This window comes from Mycobacterium sp., assembly GCF_049802695.1.
Lineage (GTDB): Bacteria > Actinomycetota > Actinomycetes > Mycobacteriales > Mycobacteriaceae > Mycobacterium.
In genome coordinates this window covers 1-16,607 of the sequence record NZ_JBARMY010000208.1, presented here as the reverse complement: position 1 = coordinate 16,607, position 16,607 = coordinate 1, and the positions used below count along the sequence as shown (strand labels likewise).

Below are 16,607 nucleotides of genomic sequence, written 5' to 3'. Positions count from 1 at the left end.
ACATCTGAGATGGTGATCAACCCGTCGCCGGCAAGGTTGTAAGCCCCGGGCGGCGCCGGGGCGGTGGCCGCCAGGGCGACCGCCGACGCCACGTCGTCGTGGTGCACCAGCTGCAGCGGGACACCCGGGTCGGGTACCACCGGCTTGAGCACCGGGATCGCGTTGGTCACCGCCCGAATCGGCGCAGGCAACTGGTTCCACGGCATCGCGTCGGCGAGCGCCGGCGCCTTCGGCCCCGCGACGATGCACGGGCGCAGGATGAACACCTCCAGCGACGACCCCTCGGTGACCTCCGCCAGAGTCGCTTCGCAAGCGGCCTTTTGCTCCGAGTAGTAGTGCTCAGCTGATCCGCGCGGCGGCACATCCTCGGTGAGCGGTACCGGGTTGTCGGCGTGATAGCCGTAGGCCGCGACCGATGAGGTGTACACCAGACGCCTCGGCCGCTGCGCGGCCACCGTCGCCTCGAAGACGTTGCGGGTGCCCTGCAGATTGATGCGGGCACTTTCTTGCCGGGAACCCATGATGATAAACGCCAGGTGCACCACCACATCCGCGTCGGCGACCAGGGCGTCGACCGCCTCCCGATCGAGGATGTCGCCTTGCCGGTAGGTCGTCTTCGTCCAACCGTGCGACGTCGAGTCGAACGGACGCCGCGCCATCCCGAGGATGTTGTCCACTGCGGGGTCGTGCTCGAGCGCCGTGACAGCCGCGATGCCGATTTCTCCGGTCGGTCCGGTGACCGCAACGGTGAGTCCCATCCGCCCAATCTTCCCGGGGAACGCGAACGCGAAACTATTAAGTGAGCCGATGTGGTGTGATGAGCGCCGAATGTGGTTAAAACCACTGCCAGTGTTGGTTTAGCCCACCAGGCCCTTTGGGGGCGGGGAGAAGAATCATGAAGCTGATGCCACCGACCGACTCGATGTTCCTCGTCGGCGAATCCCGCGAGCACCCGATGCATGTCGGTGCCCTGCAGCTCTACCAGCCGCCCGAGGATGCCGGGCCTGACTTCGTGCGGGAATCCTACGAAGCAATGCTGGCCGAAACCGATGTCCAACCCCTGTTTCGCCAGCATCCCGCTTTTTTCGGTCCGCTCACCAATTTTGCCTGGTCGTTGGACAAAGAGGTCGAACTCGACTACCACTTCCGGAGATCCGCCGTGCCCAGTCCCGGTCGGGTGCGTGACCTGCTCGAGCTGACTTCCCGGCTGCACGGCACCCTGCTCGACCGCCACCGCCCGCTATGGGAAGCGCATCTCATCGAAGGCCTCAACGACGGGCGCTATGCGATTTACATGAAATTTCATCACTCGCTGCTCGACGGGGTGTCCGCGATGAAAATGCTCCAGCGGGCGTTCACCACCGACCCCGATGACGACGAGGTTCGGGCACCGTGGGCGCTCAAGCCCCGTCAGCACAAGAGCAGCCGTGGTGACAGCCCGTCCGCGCTGCAGCGACTGACCGGCACCGTCGGAGCTGCAGCCTCGCTCGGACCGTCGACGTTGACGCTGGCCCGTGCGGCGCTGCTCGAACAGCAGCTGACGTTGCCGTTCCGGGCGCCCAAGACGATGTTCAATGTCCGCATCGGCGGCGCCCGACGGGTCGCGGCGCAGTCCTATTCGCTGGACCGGATCAAGGCCGTGAAGAATGCCGCCGGCATCACCGTTAACGACGTCGTCCTGGCGATGTCGGCCGGTGCCCTGCGCGCCTACCTGCTCGACCAGAACGCGCTTCCGGACACCCCACTGATCGCGATGGTCCCAGTCAGCATGCGCACGGAAGGCGACGGCGGCAACGCGGTAGGCGCACTTCTGTGCAATCTGGGCACGCACATCGACGATCCCGCCAAACGCCTTCAGGCGGTCACCGAATCGATCAGCGACAACAAGAAAGTGTTCGTCGAGCTGCCTCAGGTGCAGCAGCTCGCGCTGTCGGTCACAGTCGTGGGCGGCCTGTTCCTGGGGATGATTCCCGGTTTCATCCGCACCGCTCCGCCGCCGTTCAACATCGTGATCTCCAATGTGCCGGGTGCTCAGGAACAGCTGTATTGGCGCGGTACACAGCTGGTCGGCAACTACCCGTTGTCGATCGCCCTGGACGGGCAGGCGATCAACATCACGGTCGCCAACAACGCCGACAACCTCGACTTCGGTCTGGTCGCGGCCCGGGGCAATGTGCCGCACATGCAACGCATGCTGGGACACCTGGACACGGCGCTCAAAGACCTGGAGCGCGCCGTCGGCGTCTGACGTCTACTCGGGCAGCCGCAGCTCGGGCTTCTCGACCTCTTCGATGTTGACGTCTTTGAACGTGATCACGCGCACTTGCTTGACGAATCGGGCGGGGCGGTACATGTCCCACACCCACGCGTCCGCCAGCCGCAATTCGAAGTACACCTCGCCATCGGCGTTGCGCGGCACCATCTCCACGCTGTTGGCCAGATAGAACCGGCGCTCCGTCTCCACGACGTAGCTGAACTGGCCCACGATGTCCTTGTATTCGCGGTACAGCGAGAGCTCCATCTCGGTTTCGTACTTCTCGAGATCTTCGGCACTCATCTGCTCAGCCGTCCTCCTCGCTGATCGACCCGGCACCCATCTTTCCCCACCCCTGTTCACCACGCTGATCCGGTGTGGACGGTTGACACTCGGCCACAACCCGCGTGCCCGAGTCGGTTGCCACCCGCCGGACGTTGATGAACGAGTAGCGGTGCTGCGGGGACGGGCCGAGGTCACGGAGCGCCGCGGAATGCGCCGGTGTGCTGTAGCCCTTGTGCTCGGCGAAGCCGTAGCCGGGTTGGTCGGCGTCCATCGCTACCATCATCCGGTCCCGGCTGACCTTGGCAAGCACGCTGGCCGCGGCGATACAGGCCGCTGCCGCGTCGCCGCCGATGACCGGCAACGACGGCATCGGCAGACCCGGGACCCGGAAGCCGTCGCTGAGCACATAGCCGGGACGCACTGACAGGCCTGCCACCGCTCGGCGCATGCCCTCGATGTTGGCCACATGCACCCCGCGCCGGTCCACTTCGACCGGCGGGATGAACACCACGTGGTAAGCCAGCGCGTGCCGGCGGATCAGCGGAAACAGCTTCTCGCGCGCCTTCTCGGTGAGCTTCTTGGAGTCGTCAAGTGTCGCCAGGCTGGAAAACCGGCCCGGCCCGAGCACGCAGGCCGCGACCACCAGCGGCCCCGCACAGGCGCCCCGGCCGACCTCGTCCACCCCGGCGACCGGGCCGAGACCGCTGCGATACAGCGCCGACTCCAGCGTGCGCAATCCCGAAGATTTGCGGATCACCGTCCGCGGTGGCCACGTCGCGACCACGGCTAATGACCTTGTTGCGGATTCACCGACCCGACACCGCGCCAGCGCGACGGCGGCCAGACGATGAGCCTTGCTTTGCCGATGACGTTGCCGACCGGCACTGTGCCCGAAGTCGGGTCGCCGGTGCACAGCAGGCCCTTGAGCGCGTCGTCCGGGATGCTGGTGCAGTGGGCGCGGGAGTCCGCCGAATGAGTGCGGTTGTCGCCCATCGCCCAAAGTCGGCCCTGCGGAACGGCGACCGGACCGAATTCGGCGCCCAGGCAGGGATAGACCGCCGGGTCGGCCATCATCGTCGACGGATTCAGATACGGCTCGGTCAACCGCTTGCCGTCGACGGTCAAGCCGGTGGCGGCCCGACACTGCACCGTCTGGCCGCCCACCGCAATCACCCGTTTGACCAAATCGTTTTCGTCGGGTGGCACGAAGCCGACGAACGAGAGCGCGTTCTGCAAGGTGCGCACCGCGGCGTTGTGCGAGCGAATCGATTTGTACCCGATATCCCAGGGCGGCGGTCCCTTGAAGACGATCACGTCGCCGGGCTGCGGCGATGTGAAACGGTACGTGATCTTGTCGACCAGGATGCGGTCGCCGACACACCCCGAGCATCCGTGCAGCGTGGGCTCCATCGATTCCGACGGGATCAGGTAAGGACGCGCTACGAACGTCAGCATGACGTAGTAGAGCAGCACCGCGATCGCCGCGAGGATCACCGTTTCGCGAAGCGCGCCATGCCTATCCGCGGGCGGCTCAGCCGCGGACGGCTCAGCCTCGGCGACGGCCCGATCGGGATTGACCGGTTCGCGGGTGACGAGGTTGGGCTCCGATGGACCATCGTCGGGTTTGGGTTCAGGCGACGAGTCCGCGGTGTCAGTCACGAGCCAAGCGTAGCCAGCCACTTGAAGACGATGCGGGCCGGAGCGCGGCTCAGCGCTTCTCTTTGATCTTGGCTTTCTTGCCGCGCAGCTCGCGCAGGTAGTACAGCTTCGCGCGGCGGACGTCGCCGCGGGTCACCACCTCGAGGTGGTCGATGTTGGGCGAATGCACCGGAAAGGTGCGTTCGACGCCGACGCCGTAACTCTCTTTGCGCACCGTGAATGTCTCGCGGATACCTCCGCCCTGTCGGCGGATCACCACGCCCTTGAAGACCTGGATGCGCTCCTTGGCGCCCTCGATCACCTTGACGTGCACGTTGACGGTATCGCCGGGGCTGAAGGTCGGGATGTCGTCGCGCAGCGACGCCTTGTCGACGAAGTCCAACGTGTTCATCTTGAGAAGACACTTCCTCGCGGTCGCGGCTGGGGGCAACGACTTACGCCGAAGGCGCGGAGCGGTCACCCAGCCGATTGATTCGGACATCTGGTGCATCCCGCAGCATTGCGGGCGCAAGCCGGCCCGCCGAGAGATGCTGGAGACAACTGCTCAATTGTGCCAGACGCCGCCCACGCAGCGAAATCACAGGAAATCACCGCGCTGCACTGCTGCTGATGCGGCCGGCGAATGGTTTCATATGACTTGCATGTGCAGGGTCCCGGCTACACGGATCCGCTGGCCGCACTACCCTGATGCGGCGGGCGGATGGCAGTGCGGCAGACCCCGAATCGTATTCCGACAGCAGCCAGAGGAGGGGCATGCGAGCGCGGCCGCCGATGCTGCTCGTCGTCACCGTAGCGGTGGTGACGACGGTGGTGGCGGCCTGCGAGGCGAAGGTCTACGGCGCGTCCAGCGCGAAGCCGGTGTCTACGCACTCTGCGGTGGTCAACCGGTTGGCCGAGGCGATCCTTCCGCCCGATCCGACGCCGTTTGGGTTCGGTGAGCTGCAATCCCGCATCCAGCAGGTCACCGACGAGGCCGCCGCCGACGGCGCCACCCTTGCGGTTGCGGTTCTCGACCGTGTCACTGATCAACTGGTCTCCAACGGCAACCAGCAGATCCCCGGCATCGCGTCGGTGGCCAAGCTTTTCATCGCCGACGAATTATTACTGCGCGAGGCGCAGGGCGGGGCCACCCTGTCGGCAGACGACCGCACGGCGCTGGACGTCATGCTGCGCTCCTCCGACGACGGCGCCGCCGAGCAATTCTGGAACCAACTGGGTGGCGACGCGATCATCACTGAAGTCGCGGGTCGGTACGGGTTGACCGACACAGCACCGCCCAGCGATGGACGGTGGTGGAACACGATCAGCACCCCCGCCGACCTGATCCGCTACTACCGGATGCTGCTGGACGGGTCCGGCGGCCTCCCGCCGGAGCGGGCCACGACGATCATCAACAACCTTGCTCAGTCCACTCCGAATGGAATCGACGGCTATCCGCAGCGTTTCGGTATCCCGGAAGGCCTCCACGCTGAGCCCGTCGCGGTCAAACAGGGCTGGATGTGCTGTATCGGCGAGGACTGGATGCATCTGTCGACCGGAGTGATCGGCGCCGACCGGCGCTACATCATGGTCGTCGAGTCGTTGCAACCCTCAGACGACGCGACCGCGCGGGCGACCATCACCAAGGCCGTCAAGACGCTGTTTCCCGGCGGCCGGATCTAGTTACCTGCGCCGACGTCGCTGGGCACCGCGTGACTCAGTCCGCGCGGAGATCGGGGCGGCGTTCGCGGGTGCGCCGGCGGGAGGCCTGCTCACGCCAGGCCGCTATTCGCGCGTGGTCGCCGGACAACAACACCTCGGGTACGTCGAGGCCGCGCCAGCTCGGCGGCCGGGTGAAGCTGGGGCCTTCCAACAACCCGGCCTGTTCGAAGGAATGCGAATCGTCGTGTAGCGAGTCCGGATTGCCCAGAACACCGGGCAGCAGTCGAAGCACCGCCTCGATCATCACCAGCGCCGCCGATTCACCGCCCGGCAACACGTAGTCGCCGATCGAAACCTCTTCCACCCGCATCCGCCGGCCGGCATCATCGATGACCCGTTGGTCGATGCCTTCATAACGGCCGCAAGCGAACACCAGGTGCGGCTCGGTGCTCCAGCGCTGCGCATCGGCCTGATCGAACAACGCACCCGCAGGGGTGGGTACCACCAAAAGCGGTTTATCGGAACAGATTTCGTCGAGTGCTGCACCCCACACCGGCGCCCGCATCACCATTCCGGGTCCGCCGCCGTACGGCGCATCGTCGACTGACCGGTGCACGTCGTGAGTCCAGCGCCGCAGATCATGCACCTGCAGGTCGACCAGGCCCGACTGTATCGCCTTGCCCGGCAACGATTGCCGCAGCGGGTCCAGATAGCCCGGAAAGATGGTGACCACGTCGATTCTCATGGCGATGCGCTACAGCTGCTCGAGGTCGAGCAACCCGTCCGGCGGGTCGATTTCGACGGCGCCGTCCGTCAACGACACCGCGGTCACGATGGCACTGACGAACGGCACCAGCAGTTCCTCTCGGCCGTCATCGGTCTTGACCGCCAGCAGCTCCCCGGCCGCGGTGTGCAGCACTTCGGCGACGACGCCGATGTGCTGGCCAGCGGTGGTGTGCACCCGCAGGCCTTCCAACTGGTGGTCGTAGTACTCGTCGGGGTCGTCGATCGGCGGCAAGTCGTCGGAGTCGATGACGAGCAGGCTGCCCCGCAACCCGTCGGCGGCATCCCGGTCGGTGATCCCGGCCAACCGCACCAGCAGCCGGTTGCCGTGATCGCGAACCGCCTCGACGACATAGTTTCGGTCCGGCCCGGATTCACGAGAACGCGTGGCCCGCAACGTGACTCCAGGCGTGAACCGGCTGCCTGGATCGTCGGTGCGAACCTCGACGACGACCTCTCCGGTGACGCCGTGCGCCTTGACCACGCGCCCGACTGTCAAATCCACGGAAGCCCCATGGCCATGATTCCGCTACTGGTCGGTGTCCACCACGTCGACGCGGATCCCCCGACCACCGATGCCGGCGACCAGGGTGCGCAACGCCGTTGCGGTGCGCCCCCCGCGACCGATCACCTTGCCGAGATCTTCCGGATGAACGTGCACCTCAACGGTGCGCCCGCGCCGATTGGTCACCAGGTCGACCCGCACCTCGTCAGGGTTGTCCACGATACCGCGAACCAGATGCTCGACAGCGTCGACGACGGCAGTACTCATGGCGCCGGTCAGCTCTCGGCCGTGGGTTCAGGCTGCTCGCCGGCGGTCTGTCCCGGCTCGGCGGCTTCCCCGGTGTCGGCCTTCTTGGCCGCCGCTTTCTTCGCCGGAGCTTTCTTCTTCGGTGTCGTCGCCTCGGCGGCAGGCGCACCGTCGGCGGCCGCAAGTGCGGCGTTGAACAGCTCGAGCTTGCTGGGCTTGGGCTGGGCGACCTTCAATTTGCCCTCGGCGCCGGGCAGCCCCTTGAACTTCTGCCAGTCACCAGTGATCTTGAGCAGCTTCAGAACCGGTTCAGTCGGCTGAGCTCCCACCGACAGCCAATACTGGGCCCGTTCGGAGTCGATCTCGATCAGACTCGGATCTTCCTTGGGGTGATAGCGGCCGATGACCTCGATGGACCGGCCGTCGCGGCGGGTTCGCGCGTCGGCGACAGCGATGCGGTATTGGGGGTTGCGGATTTTGCCGAGCCGGGTGAGCTTTATTTTCACGGCCATGAGTGAGCGACTTCTCCTGTAAGTGTCACGCTGCAATTCAGCGGCCCGGACAGGGCGTCCGGACCCGGTTTTACCTCGCGTGTGTGACCGGCCGCGCGAGCACTCTGACGGAGTTGGTCGCGGGGCGGACAGCCGCCGATTGTGCCACAACGCCGCTGTTCAGTGGAAATCCGCGGACCCGGACCGGCTCCTCGCCGAGCGTCACGCCGGCGTGGCCGCGAACACCGAACGCCACTCCAACGTGACGTTCGGCGGGCGGGTGGGCGTCACGGTTGCCGGTCGAAGCATTTCCTCTCAGCCCGCCGACTCATCCGCCAGCCGTCGGGGGTGCGGACGAACTCGTCCTCGTACCACAGCCCCAACAGCATCGTGGTGGGCTTCGTGGTGTGCTCAGCGCCGCCGAACACCATCGGGTTGAAGCAGAATGTGCGTGCGGTCGCCGAGTCGCCGGCCAGCTGGATCGCCGGCAGCCCGAGCATGTGGGCGTAATTGGTGAAATTGGGCAGCACCTCAGCCAGCCACGCCTTGACCTGAGCGAACTCGCCGTCGATGCCGCCCATGGCTCGGTAGTCGATGTAAGCATCGCGGGTGAAGACCTTATCGAGGTCGTCGAATCGGCGTTGGTCGATGGCAGTGGAGTAATCCGTCAATAGCTGCTGGATCTCCAACCGGTCCGAGATTTCACCGAGATTCAACATGCGTCGATTCAACACTTTGGCTGTGACCCGCATCCTGCTGGGCTATTGTCAGCGGCCATGCGGAATCTCGTCGCCGCACCGGCAACCTTCATGGCGTACCTCACTGCCCTCGCCTGCGCTGTCGCACTCAGCGCCGGCATCGCAGCGGCCGACACCGACGTGCAGCCGGCCGGCTCGGTGCCCGTCCCCGAGGGGCCGGCACAGACTTGGATCGTCGCCGATCTCGACAGTGGTCAGGTGCTGGCCGGCCGCGACCAGAGCGTGCCCCATCCCCCGGCCAGCACGATCAAGGTGCTGTTGGCGCTAGCGGCCCTGGATCAGGTGAGTCTGGATACCACGGTCGTTGCCGACGCCGCCGACGCCGCGGTCGAGTGCAGCTGTGCCGGCGTCAAAGCGGGCCGCAGCTACACCGCACGTCAACTCCTCGAGGGCGTGCTGCTGGTGTCGGGTAACGACGCCGCCAATACGCTGGCACACATGCTCGGCGGTCAGCAGGCGGCCGTGGCCGCAATGAACGCGAAGGCCGCGGCGCTGGGCGCGATGAGCACCCATGCGGTGACACCGTCGGGTTTGGACGGGCCCGGCGGCTCCGGTGCATCCACTGCACACGACTTGGCCGTCATCTTCCGCGCAGCGATGGCCGCTCCGGCATTCGCGCAGATCACTGCCGAGCCGTCGGCGACGTTCCCCGGCGATGGCGCCGACCATCAGATCGTCAACCAGGACGAACTGCTGCAGCGGTACCCCGGAGCGATCGGCGGCAAGACCGGCTACACCGACGCCGCACGCAAGACCTTCGTCGGTGCCGCCGCGCGCGACGGTCGGCGCCTGGTGATTGCGATGATGTACGGGCTGGTCCACGCGGGCGGACCGACCTACTGGGACCAGGCGGCCAGCCTGTTCGACTGGGGCTTTGCGCTCAGCCCGCCAGCCGCCATCGGCACCCTGTAATATTTGCGTGCGAAGGATCCTGGAGCTGTGGTCGCCTACCCGCTGAGTTGGGCTGCCAACGCCGTGGCATCCTGTTTTGAATTGCCGAATATGGCGTGCACGGATTCGTGATGACGCCCGTCGGCGCCGCCCACCCGGGTTGAGCATCCAGCCCCCACTGAAACATGCCGGTCTGCAGTACGACCGGATAGCTGCGCGCAATGAAGAGCAGAAGACAGAGGGTCAACGATGGCCGAATACGACGAAGCTTCACCGCTTTCTCAGCCACAGCTACGCGACGGCGACTTCAAGGTCGACGAGTCGTGGGTCGATCGTCTCGTTGTGGTATCGGTGGGTGGAAGCGTAGACATGCTCAGCGCTCCGTGGTTGACCGAAGCGATCGAGGCCGCGCTCGCCAAAGACCCAGCCGGCATGATCATCGACCTGTCCAAAGTCGACTTCCTCGCCTCGGCAGGCATGAGCGTCCTGATGTCATCGCACAGCAGTGCTGATCACTCGCGCAGCTTTGCCGTGGTTGCCGACGGCCCGGCCACTCACCGGCCGCTGACGCTGATGGGTCTCGACGAAGTCCTTCCGCTCTACCGCACGTTGAATGACGCGCTGAGCAAGCTTCGCGACGACTGACCCGCCCGCAGATTCGGCGCTTCAGGTGCCGGGCGCGCCTTCAGACTGCAATCCGCCCAGCAGAGCCATCAGCAGCGGTATTCGCTGCTCCTCGATGTCGGGTTGCGGAAGCACTGCTCGCACCAGCGCGGCGCCGTCAAAGGTGTTGGTCAGCACCGCTACCATGACCGGGAAAATCTCCCGGGGAAACTCATCAGCTCCCGGCAATGCCCGCGCCGCGTCGATGATCTTCGCCCGATACTGCTCGAGCACGTGTTGCAAAGTGGCTCTTAGCTTTTCGTCGGTGCGGGCCGCCACCATCAGCTCGTAGAGCACGGCATTGGTCGACGTGGCGGTGATGTCTCGTAGAATTGTCAGCACCGCCGCCAACGCCGGCCGGTCGGCCGGTATCTCGGCGACCTGCTTGGCGAACAGGTCCAACTGACGGCGCAGCACCTCGTACGCGGTGGCCGCCATGAAGTCACCCATCGTGGGAAAGTGCCGAAACAACGCACCCCCGGACACTTGGGCGCGGTTCGTGATCACAGCGGCCGAAGCCCGCCCGTAGCCGATTTCGGCGATGGTGGCGATGCTGGCATCCAGCAACCGGGCCACGGTCTCTTCCCGACGTTGCTGTTGGGTTCGGGCCACGTCAGAGCCGCGCTCCGGCGCGGAGCGCCTTGGCGTGACCGGCTGCCCGCAGGAACCGGCCCGACTTCACCGTCTCGCCGTACCCGTCGCGGAAAGTGCCGCTGCGGTAGACGATCTCGCCGCCCACCCCGGTCGCGACGACGGCAGCATCGTTGCGGTTGACCATCCGCCGCAGCCCGCCGTAGAACGGCACCTCCGCTTCGTGGTAGCCGTCCACTGATTCATCGAGACCGGCCGGGTCGATCACCACGAAGTCCGCACGGTCCCCGGCCCGCAAGGTGCCCGCGTCGATGCCGAACCAGTCGGCCACCTCGGCGGTCAGGCGGTACACCGCACGCTCGACGGTCAGGAACGGCTGGCCGGCCCGGCCGGCCTCTAGCACCCGCTTGAGCAGCCGCAGTGGATAGTTGTAGAAAGCCATGTTGCGCAGGTGCGCACCGGCATCGGAAAAGCCCAGGTGGATGCTGGGCTCGGCCGCGAGCTTGTCGAGCTGCTTGGGGCGATGGTTGGCCACCACGGTGGTCCAGCGGACGTTGCGCTCGCCGTTCTCGACGAGAACATCAAGGAATGCGTCCAGCGGGTGCAGGTGCCGTTCGTCGGCTATCTCCCCGAAGGTCTTGCCGACCAACGACTCGTCCGGGCATTCGACAATGACCGCATCGTGGAAGTCGCGGTGCCACAACGTTGGTCCGAGCTTGCGGCGATCGAACTCTCGGCGGAACCTGCGGCGGTAGCCGGTGTCGGCCAGTAATGTGTTGCGCTGCAGTTGATCGCGTAGGTGCAGCGCTGCCGTGCCGGCGCCGAACTCTTCGAACACCGGCAGATCGATTCCGTCGGAATACAGTTCGAAAGGGACGGGCAGATGCTGGAACCTGACCTGTGCGCCCAGGACGGCGTTGAGCAACCGGGTGACGGGGCCGAATACGCGCGCTGCACCCGGCATTGACTTGGCGTCCGCCGACACCAGCAGACTCATCCGAACACCTCTGCGGCGCCCCAACATTCGGCTGCTGGAAAGGAAGAACAGCAAGCCGGACAACGGATTGGCGACGTCGGGAGCGCTCTGCAGAATCCGGCCACGCCTGCGCAGTACAGAAATCAATCTGCGCCGCTCGCGCCACGTCGCAAAGGTCGAGGGCAGCGCGCGAGAGCGGTAGCGCTCACCGTCAAGCTTGTCGATGGCGGCGTCCATGCCCGACAGCCCGAGCAGGCCGGCGTCCAGGCTTTCCTCGAGCAACGCCGCCATCCGGTCCAGTTCGGCGTCGGTGGGCGACACGTCGTCCTCGGTGGCGCGCCCCAACCCCAGCACCGCGGTCCGCAGATCGGAATGACCGATCAGCGAGCCCACGTTGGGGCCGAGCGGCAGTTCGTCGAGTGCGCGCACGTACTGCGCGGCCGACGACCATGTTTTCTTGGCTTCCAGCGCGTCCAGAACGAACTGCCGCGGCACCGCCTCGACCCTGCTGAACAGGTCGGCGGCGTCGGCGGCGTCAGCGTAGACCGTCGACAGCGAACAATTCCCCAGCAACACCGTGGTGACACCGTGCCGCACCGACTCGCGCAGTCCGGGGTCGAGCAACACCTCCGCGTCGTAGTGGGTGTGCACGTCGATAAATCCGGGCACGATCCACTTGCCCGCCGCATCGATCACCTCCCCGCAGCCGGTTTCGTCCAAAGGCCCGGCTGACACATCGCACACTCGGCCGTCCCGGATGCCCACCGTCCGAACCTGCGGAACGCTGCCGGTGCCGTCGAAAAACAATCCGTCCCGAATGATCACGTCGTAGGCCACCGCGGTTCTCCCGTTCGTCGATTCCGGCCAGCATAGCTCAGATAGTGAGCACTTACAATCTATCTGCGCCAGCACGCGGGCTCGCCCACCGGTAACAGTCGATCAACGCGCCGGAGGTTCGGGCACAGTGACGTCCGGCGGCACGCCACCGGTGCGTCCAGCCGTCGCCGGAATGACGATCTGTGCTCCTTTTTGACCGCACTCGTCGCTTTCGACGTTGACGGTCATGACACCGTGCAGCGGCCCGTTACCCTGCAGCTGCAGCGACAACACCTGCGTGGTGGTCTGTTTCGCGGTTGCGCCGGTCGGCCCGAGACAGGGGAACAGGACTGTTTCGGGCCGGGACTGCCAGGCGCCGTCGCCAAAATCCAGCACCAAGGGGCGGTCGCCACCCTGGGCGCTCGCTACGAGGTGGTTGGTGTTGTCCAGCATGATCCCGGCGGCAACACATCCCGTCGGCGTGCACCGCGAGTGAAACGCCCACCAAGTGGTCACGTTGGGCGGTTGCGGGTCCGGGTTGCCGTTGTACGTCTGCTGCTCACGGTTGACGTCGACCTGGTAGGACCCGTCCAGTTCCTGGCCCGGTGCGGGCGTGCGGGGAGTATGGCTGGGTGCGGCGGCAGGCGGGCTGCTCGGTGACGGGCCGGCGGCTTGAGCGGTGCGGCGCTGATCGTTGCGTTCGGCGCCGATGGTGACGACGAGAACAGCGCCCAGCAGAACCGCCGCGGCACCGCTCGCCCCGCCCAGCAGAATCCACGGCCATCTGCGCCTCGCCCGCGCGTCGGCTTCAGCAATAGATGACGGGCCTTTCGCCCGCCGCGCCCGGCCGAGGCCGAGAAGGGTTGCGGGCCGCGCGCGGTTGGCCCATTCGGTTGCCGCGCCCGCACCCGGCGCGGCTTCGGTGTCATCGTCGGGATAATCGACAACGCCCAGCACGGCCTCCGGACTGTATTGACCGATCCATCCGCCGGTCCGCGAGATGAGCGCATCCGCCAACTCTCGACATGAACCGAACCGGTCGGCGGGTCGTCTGGCCAGTGCGGTAGCCAGCACGCCGTCCAGCGGCGCCAACTCGGGGCGTCGATCGCTCAGCTTGGGCGGGGTCACGCTGAGCAGACGATCAGCGGAATCGCGATGTGGCGGCGCGCCGGTGAACAGGTGAAATGCAGTGGCTGCCAGCCCGTATTGGTCGGCGCGCCCGTCGAGGTCTGTTCCCATCATCGACTGCTCCGGGGCGACGTAGCCGGCCGACTCCCCCATCAAATAGGTCGTGGGACCATGGCGCTCGCCGGCATGTCGGGTCAAGCCGAAGTTGGTCAGGAGGATTCGTTGTTCACCTTGCGCCTCATCGCTGAGCAGGATGTTGTCGGGCTTGACGTCGCGGTGCAGCAGTCCCCGCTGATGGGCATGATCAAGCGCCTCGGCGATCGCGGCGATGACGGCAAAAGCTTCACTGGCCGGCATGCCGGACGGATACCGCTGCGCAACGACCAGCGCCACGCTGGTCCCGGCAACATATTCCGTTGCGACCCATAAGCGCCCGTCATACTCGCCGCGGTCGTAGATCTCCGCGATGTTCGTGTGGTACAGCCGTGCGACGATGTCGGCTTCACGAAGGAACCGGCGCCCGAAATCGCTGTCGGCGGTGAAAGTCGCGGGCAGGACTCGCAGCGCCTCCTGACGGGCCAATCGGGGATGCTGCGCGAGGTACACCTCGCCCGTCGCCCCGAACTCCAGCATCCGCAGGATGGTGTACCCGGCAAATGTCGTGCCGCTGGCCAAGGCCATTCCCGAAGTCTAACGGGGCTTCTCGCGAAGCGCGTATCGGCTGCCGGGGTCAGAACAGCTGTCCCCGCAAAATCACCCGATCCGGATTGTTGAGCACGGCGGCACCTCGGCGCGGGTCGGCGGCGTAGCACACCAAGTCGGCCGGCGCCCCATGCTCGAGGCTGGGACGGCCCAACCAACGGCGAGCATCCCAGCACGCCGCGCCAAGCGCATCGGTGTCGCTCATCCCGATGCTTTTCAGCGCGTCCACCTCGTCAGCGATACGGCCGTGAGCGATCATGCCGCCCGCATCGGTGCCGGCGTAGATCGGGACACCGGCCTCGCGAGCCGCGGCCAGCCGTCGCGAACTCTGCGCGTACAGCTCGCGCATGTGGGCAGCGTAGGCGGGGTACTTCCCGGCGGCGTCGGCGATACCGGGGAAATTCTCGAAATTGATCAGGGTGGGCACCAAAGCGGTGCCGTGGTCGAGCATCAACGCGATGGTGTCGTCGGTGAGCCCGGAGCCGTGCTCGATGCAGTCGATACCGGCATCGATCAGTCCGGGCAGGGCGTCCTCGCCGAAGACATGCGCGGTGACCCTAGCGCCCTCAGCATGGGCGGTGTCGATCGCGGCCTTGAGCACGTCGTCGGACCACAACGGAGCCAGATCGCCCACCGAGCGGTCGATCCAGTCGCCGACCAGCTTGACCCAGCCGTCGCCGCGCCGCGCCTGCTCGGCCACCGCCGCCGGCAGCTGTGACTCGTCCTCGACGTCGATCGGCAGGCCGGCTATGTACCGCTTGGGCCGGGCCAGATGTCGTCCGGCACGGATGATGCGCGGCAGGTCGTCGCGATCGTCGAGGCTGCGGGTGTCGATCGGTGCGCCGCAGTCGCGGAGCAGCAAGGCACCGGTGTCGCGTTCGGTCTCGGCCTGCCGGGCCGCTTCGTCCAGATCGACCGGCCCACCCGGACCGAGCCCGACATGACAGTGCGCATCGACCAGACCTGGGATGATCCAACCGCCGTCGAAAACGGTGTCCGCTCCGGCGACCGGCTCGACGCTGATCCCTCCGTCGACGATCCACAGTTCGAGTTCTGCTCCGTCGGGCAGCCCGAGACCGCGGACGTGCAATCGCACGTTCGGCTACTTCTTGCCGGGGAAGTTCAGTTTCGACAGGTCGAAGTCGGCCAGTCCGGGGGGAAGCTCGTTGAGGCCCTCGGGCAGATGCGACAGGTCGGGGAATCCGGCCGGCAACCCGGCGGCGAGCGGGCTGCGCACTTTCGGCGGTGTCGGCCCACGCGCCCCCTTCTTGCCCTTCTTTCCTTTGCCTGCTCTGGGTTTCGCCGCCTTGCGCGTCGCGGACTTGCGGCCCAGACCCGGCATGCCGCCGAGCATCGACGACATCATCTTGCGGGCCTCGAAGAAGCGGTCGACCAGCTGGTTGACTTCGGACACCGCCACACCCGAGCCGTTGGCAATGCGCAGTCTGCGCGATGCGTTGATGATCTTCGGGTCAGCCCGCTCGGCCGGCGTCATGCCGCGGATGATGGCTTGCAGCCGGTCGAGTTGCTTGTCGTCGACGGCGGCCAGCGCCTCCTTCATCTGACCGGCGCCGGGCAGCATGCCCAGTAGGTTGCCGATCGGGCCCATCTTGCGGATGGCCAGCATCTGCTCGAGGAAATCCTCCAACGTCAGCTCGCCCGACCCGATCTTGGCGGCGGCGGCCTCGGCCTGCTGCGCATCGAAAACCTGCTCGGCCTGCTCGATCAGGCTCAACACATCGCCCATGCCGAGGATGCGGCTGGCCATCCGGTCCGGGTGGAAGACGTCGAAGTCCTCGAGCTTCTCCCCGCTCGATGCGAACAGGATTGGGACGCCGGTCACTTCACGGACCGACAGCGCGGCCCCGCCGCGGGCGTCGCCGTCGAGCTTGGTCAAGACGACGCCGGTGAAGCCGACGCCGGCGCCGAACGCCTCAGCGGTGGTAACGGCGTCCTGGCCGATCATCGCGTCGAGAACGAACAGAACTTCGTCGGGGTTGACCGCGGCCCGGATGGCGGCGGCCTGAGCCATCAGCTCGTCATCGATGCCGAGCCGGCCCGCGGTGTCGACGATGACGACGTCGAAGTGCTTGGTCCGGGCCTCCTCCAGCCCGGCTGACGCGACGGCGACCGGATCGCCGGGGCCGGCTTGTAGGACCAAGTCCGCGTCGGGCGAGGCACCCGGATGCGGCGCGAACACCGCGACGCCGGCCCGCTC

19 protein-coding genes are annotated in these 16,607 nt (G+C 66.3%); 4 read left to right on the top strand and 15 right to left on the bottom strand.

From position 1 onward, the window contains the following. Nucleotides 1-758: NAD-dependent epimerase/dehydratase family protein (locus WA317_RS08565; RefSeq protein WP_425172623.1), on the bottom strand; the 758-nt coding region annotated here is incomplete at its 3' end. A 137-nt stretch (nucleotides 759-895) separates the two neighbouring features. Here WA317_RS08565 and WA317_RS08560 point away from each other — a divergent pair. After that, nucleotides 896-2,248: a WS/DGAT/MGAT family O-acyltransferase gene (locus WA317_RS08560; RefSeq protein ID WP_425172622.1), complete on the top strand. Its 1,353-nt coding sequence runs from the start codon at nucleotides 896-898 to the stop codon at nucleotides 2,246-2,248. Between the two features lie 3 nt (nucleotides 2,249-2,251). On the opposite strand, the gene WA317_RS08555 is transcribed toward WA317_RS08560, so the two are convergent. From WA317_RS08555 to rplS, 4 genes are read right to left on the bottom strand one after another with little or no spacing between them, the layout of a single operon-like run. After that, on the bottom strand, nucleotides 2,252-2,557 hold the full coding sequence (locus tag WA317_RS08555; RefSeq protein ID WP_066983311.1) for a DUF2469 domain-containing protein: 306 nt from the start codon (nucleotides 2,555-2,557) through the stop codon (nucleotides 2,252-2,254). Between the two features lie 4 nt (nucleotides 2,558-2,561). Continuing rightward, on the bottom strand, nucleotides 2,562-3,323 hold the full coding sequence (locus WA317_RS08550) for a ribonuclease HII (RefSeq protein ID WP_425172621.1): 762 nt from the start codon (nucleotides 3,321-3,323) through the stop codon (nucleotides 2,562-2,564). A gap of 2 nt (nucleotides 3,324-3,325) precedes the next feature. Then, on the bottom strand, nucleotides 3,326-4,198 hold the full coding sequence (lepB, locus tag WA317_RS08545; RefSeq protein WP_425172620.1) for a signal peptidase I: 873 nt from the start codon (nucleotides 4,196-4,198) through the stop codon (nucleotides 3,326-3,328). Nucleotides 4,199-4,247: 49 nt separating this feature from the next. After that, a complete protein-coding gene (gene rplS / locus WA317_RS08540; RefSeq protein ID WP_425172619.1) occupies nucleotides 4,248-4,589 on the bottom strand; it encodes a 50S ribosomal protein L19 in 342 nt (113 codons plus the stop codon). A gap of 362 nt (nucleotides 4,590-4,951) precedes the next feature. On the opposite strand from rplS, the gene WA317_RS08535 reads away from it, so the two are divergent. Beyond that, on the top strand, nucleotides 4,952-5,860 hold the full coding sequence (locus WA317_RS08535; RefSeq protein WP_425172618.1) for a hypothetical protein: 909 nt from the start codon (nucleotides 4,952-4,954) through the stop codon (nucleotides 5,858-5,860). Nucleotides 5,861-5,894: 34 nt separating this feature from the next. Here the strand turns inward: WA317_RS08535 and trmD are convergent, their stop codons facing one another. The 5 genes from trmD to WA317_RS08510 form a co-directional block, all read right to left on the bottom strand. Beyond that, on the bottom strand, nucleotides 5,895-6,584 hold the full coding sequence (trmD, locus tag WA317_RS08530) for a tRNA (guanosine(37)-N1)-methyltransferase TrmD (RefSeq protein ID WP_425172617.1): 690 nt from the start codon (nucleotides 6,582-6,584) through the stop codon (nucleotides 5,895-5,897). Nucleotides 6,585-6,593: 9 nt separating this feature from the next. Beyond that, on the bottom strand, nucleotides 6,594-7,127 hold the full coding sequence (gene rimM, locus WA317_RS08525; RefSeq protein WP_425172616.1) for a ribosome maturation factor RimM: 534 nt from the start codon (nucleotides 7,125-7,127) through the stop codon (nucleotides 6,594-6,596). 24 nt (nucleotides 7,128-7,151) lie between these two features. Next, a complete protein-coding gene (locus WA317_RS08520) occupies nucleotides 7,152-7,394 on the bottom strand; it encodes an RNA-binding protein (RefSeq protein WP_425172615.1) in 243 nt (80 codons plus the stop codon). An 8-nt stretch (nucleotides 7,395-7,402) separates the two neighbouring features. Beyond that, complete coding sequence (rpsP, locus tag WA317_RS08515; protein WP_425172614.1) at nucleotides 7,403-7,885, bottom strand: 30S ribosomal protein S16; 483 nt, start codon at nucleotides 7,883-7,885, stop codon at nucleotides 7,403-7,405. Between the two features lie 266 nt (nucleotides 7,886-8,151). Beyond that, nucleotides 8,152-8,583, bottom strand: coding sequence for a nuclear transport factor 2 family protein (locus WA317_RS08510; protein WP_425172624.1), 432 nt, complete (start codon nucleotides 8,581-8,583; stop codon nucleotides 8,152-8,154). 57 nt (nucleotides 8,584-8,640) lie between these two features. On the opposite strand from WA317_RS08510, the gene WA317_RS08505 reads away from it, so the two are divergent. Then, a complete protein-coding gene (locus WA317_RS08505; protein ID WP_425172613.1) occupies nucleotides 8,641-9,534 on the top strand; it encodes a D-alanyl-D-alanine carboxypeptidase family protein in 894 nt (297 codons plus the stop codon). A 228-nt stretch (nucleotides 9,535-9,762) separates the two neighbouring features. Beyond that, nucleotides 9,763-10,158, top strand: coding sequence for an STAS domain-containing protein (locus tag WA317_RS08500; RefSeq protein ID WP_425172612.1), 396 nt, complete (start codon nucleotides 9,763-9,765; stop codon nucleotides 10,156-10,158). A 21-nt stretch (nucleotides 10,159-10,179) separates the two neighbouring features. Here WA317_RS08500 and WA317_RS08495 read toward each other — a convergent pair whose 3' ends face one another. From WA317_RS08495 to WA317_RS08475, 5 genes are all read right to left on the bottom strand, one after another. Further along, nucleotides 10,180-10,788: a TetR/AcrR family transcriptional regulator gene (locus tag WA317_RS08495; RefSeq protein ID WP_425172611.1), complete on the bottom strand. Its 609-nt coding sequence runs from the start codon at nucleotides 10,786-10,788 to the stop codon at nucleotides 10,180-10,182. Between the two features lies 1 nt (nucleotide 10,789). Continuing rightward, nucleotides 10,790-12,580 carry an N-acyl-D-amino-acid deacylase family protein gene (locus WA317_RS08490; RefSeq protein WP_425172610.1) on the bottom strand — a complete coding sequence of 597 codons (1,791 nt, stop codon included), beginning with the start codon at nucleotides 12,578-12,580 and terminating at the stop codon, nucleotides 10,790-10,792. Nucleotides 12,581-12,682: 102 nt separating this feature from the next. Continuing rightward, nucleotides 12,683-14,368: a serine/threonine-protein kinase gene (locus WA317_RS08485; RefSeq protein WP_425172609.1), complete on the bottom strand. Its 1,686-nt coding sequence runs from the start codon at nucleotides 14,366-14,368 to the stop codon at nucleotides 12,683-12,685. 49 nt (nucleotides 14,369-14,417) lie between these two features. Next, complete coding sequence (locus tag WA317_RS08480; RefSeq protein ID WP_425172608.1) at nucleotides 14,418-15,485, bottom strand: metal-dependent hydrolase family protein; 1,068 nt, start codon at nucleotides 15,483-15,485, stop codon at nucleotides 14,418-14,420. Between the two features lie 6 nt (nucleotides 15,486-15,491). Beyond that, nucleotides 15,492-16,607, bottom strand: a 1,116-nt coding sequence (locus WA317_RS08475; RefSeq protein ID WP_425172607.1) for a signal recognition particle protein, incomplete at its 5' end; no start/stop codon positions are given.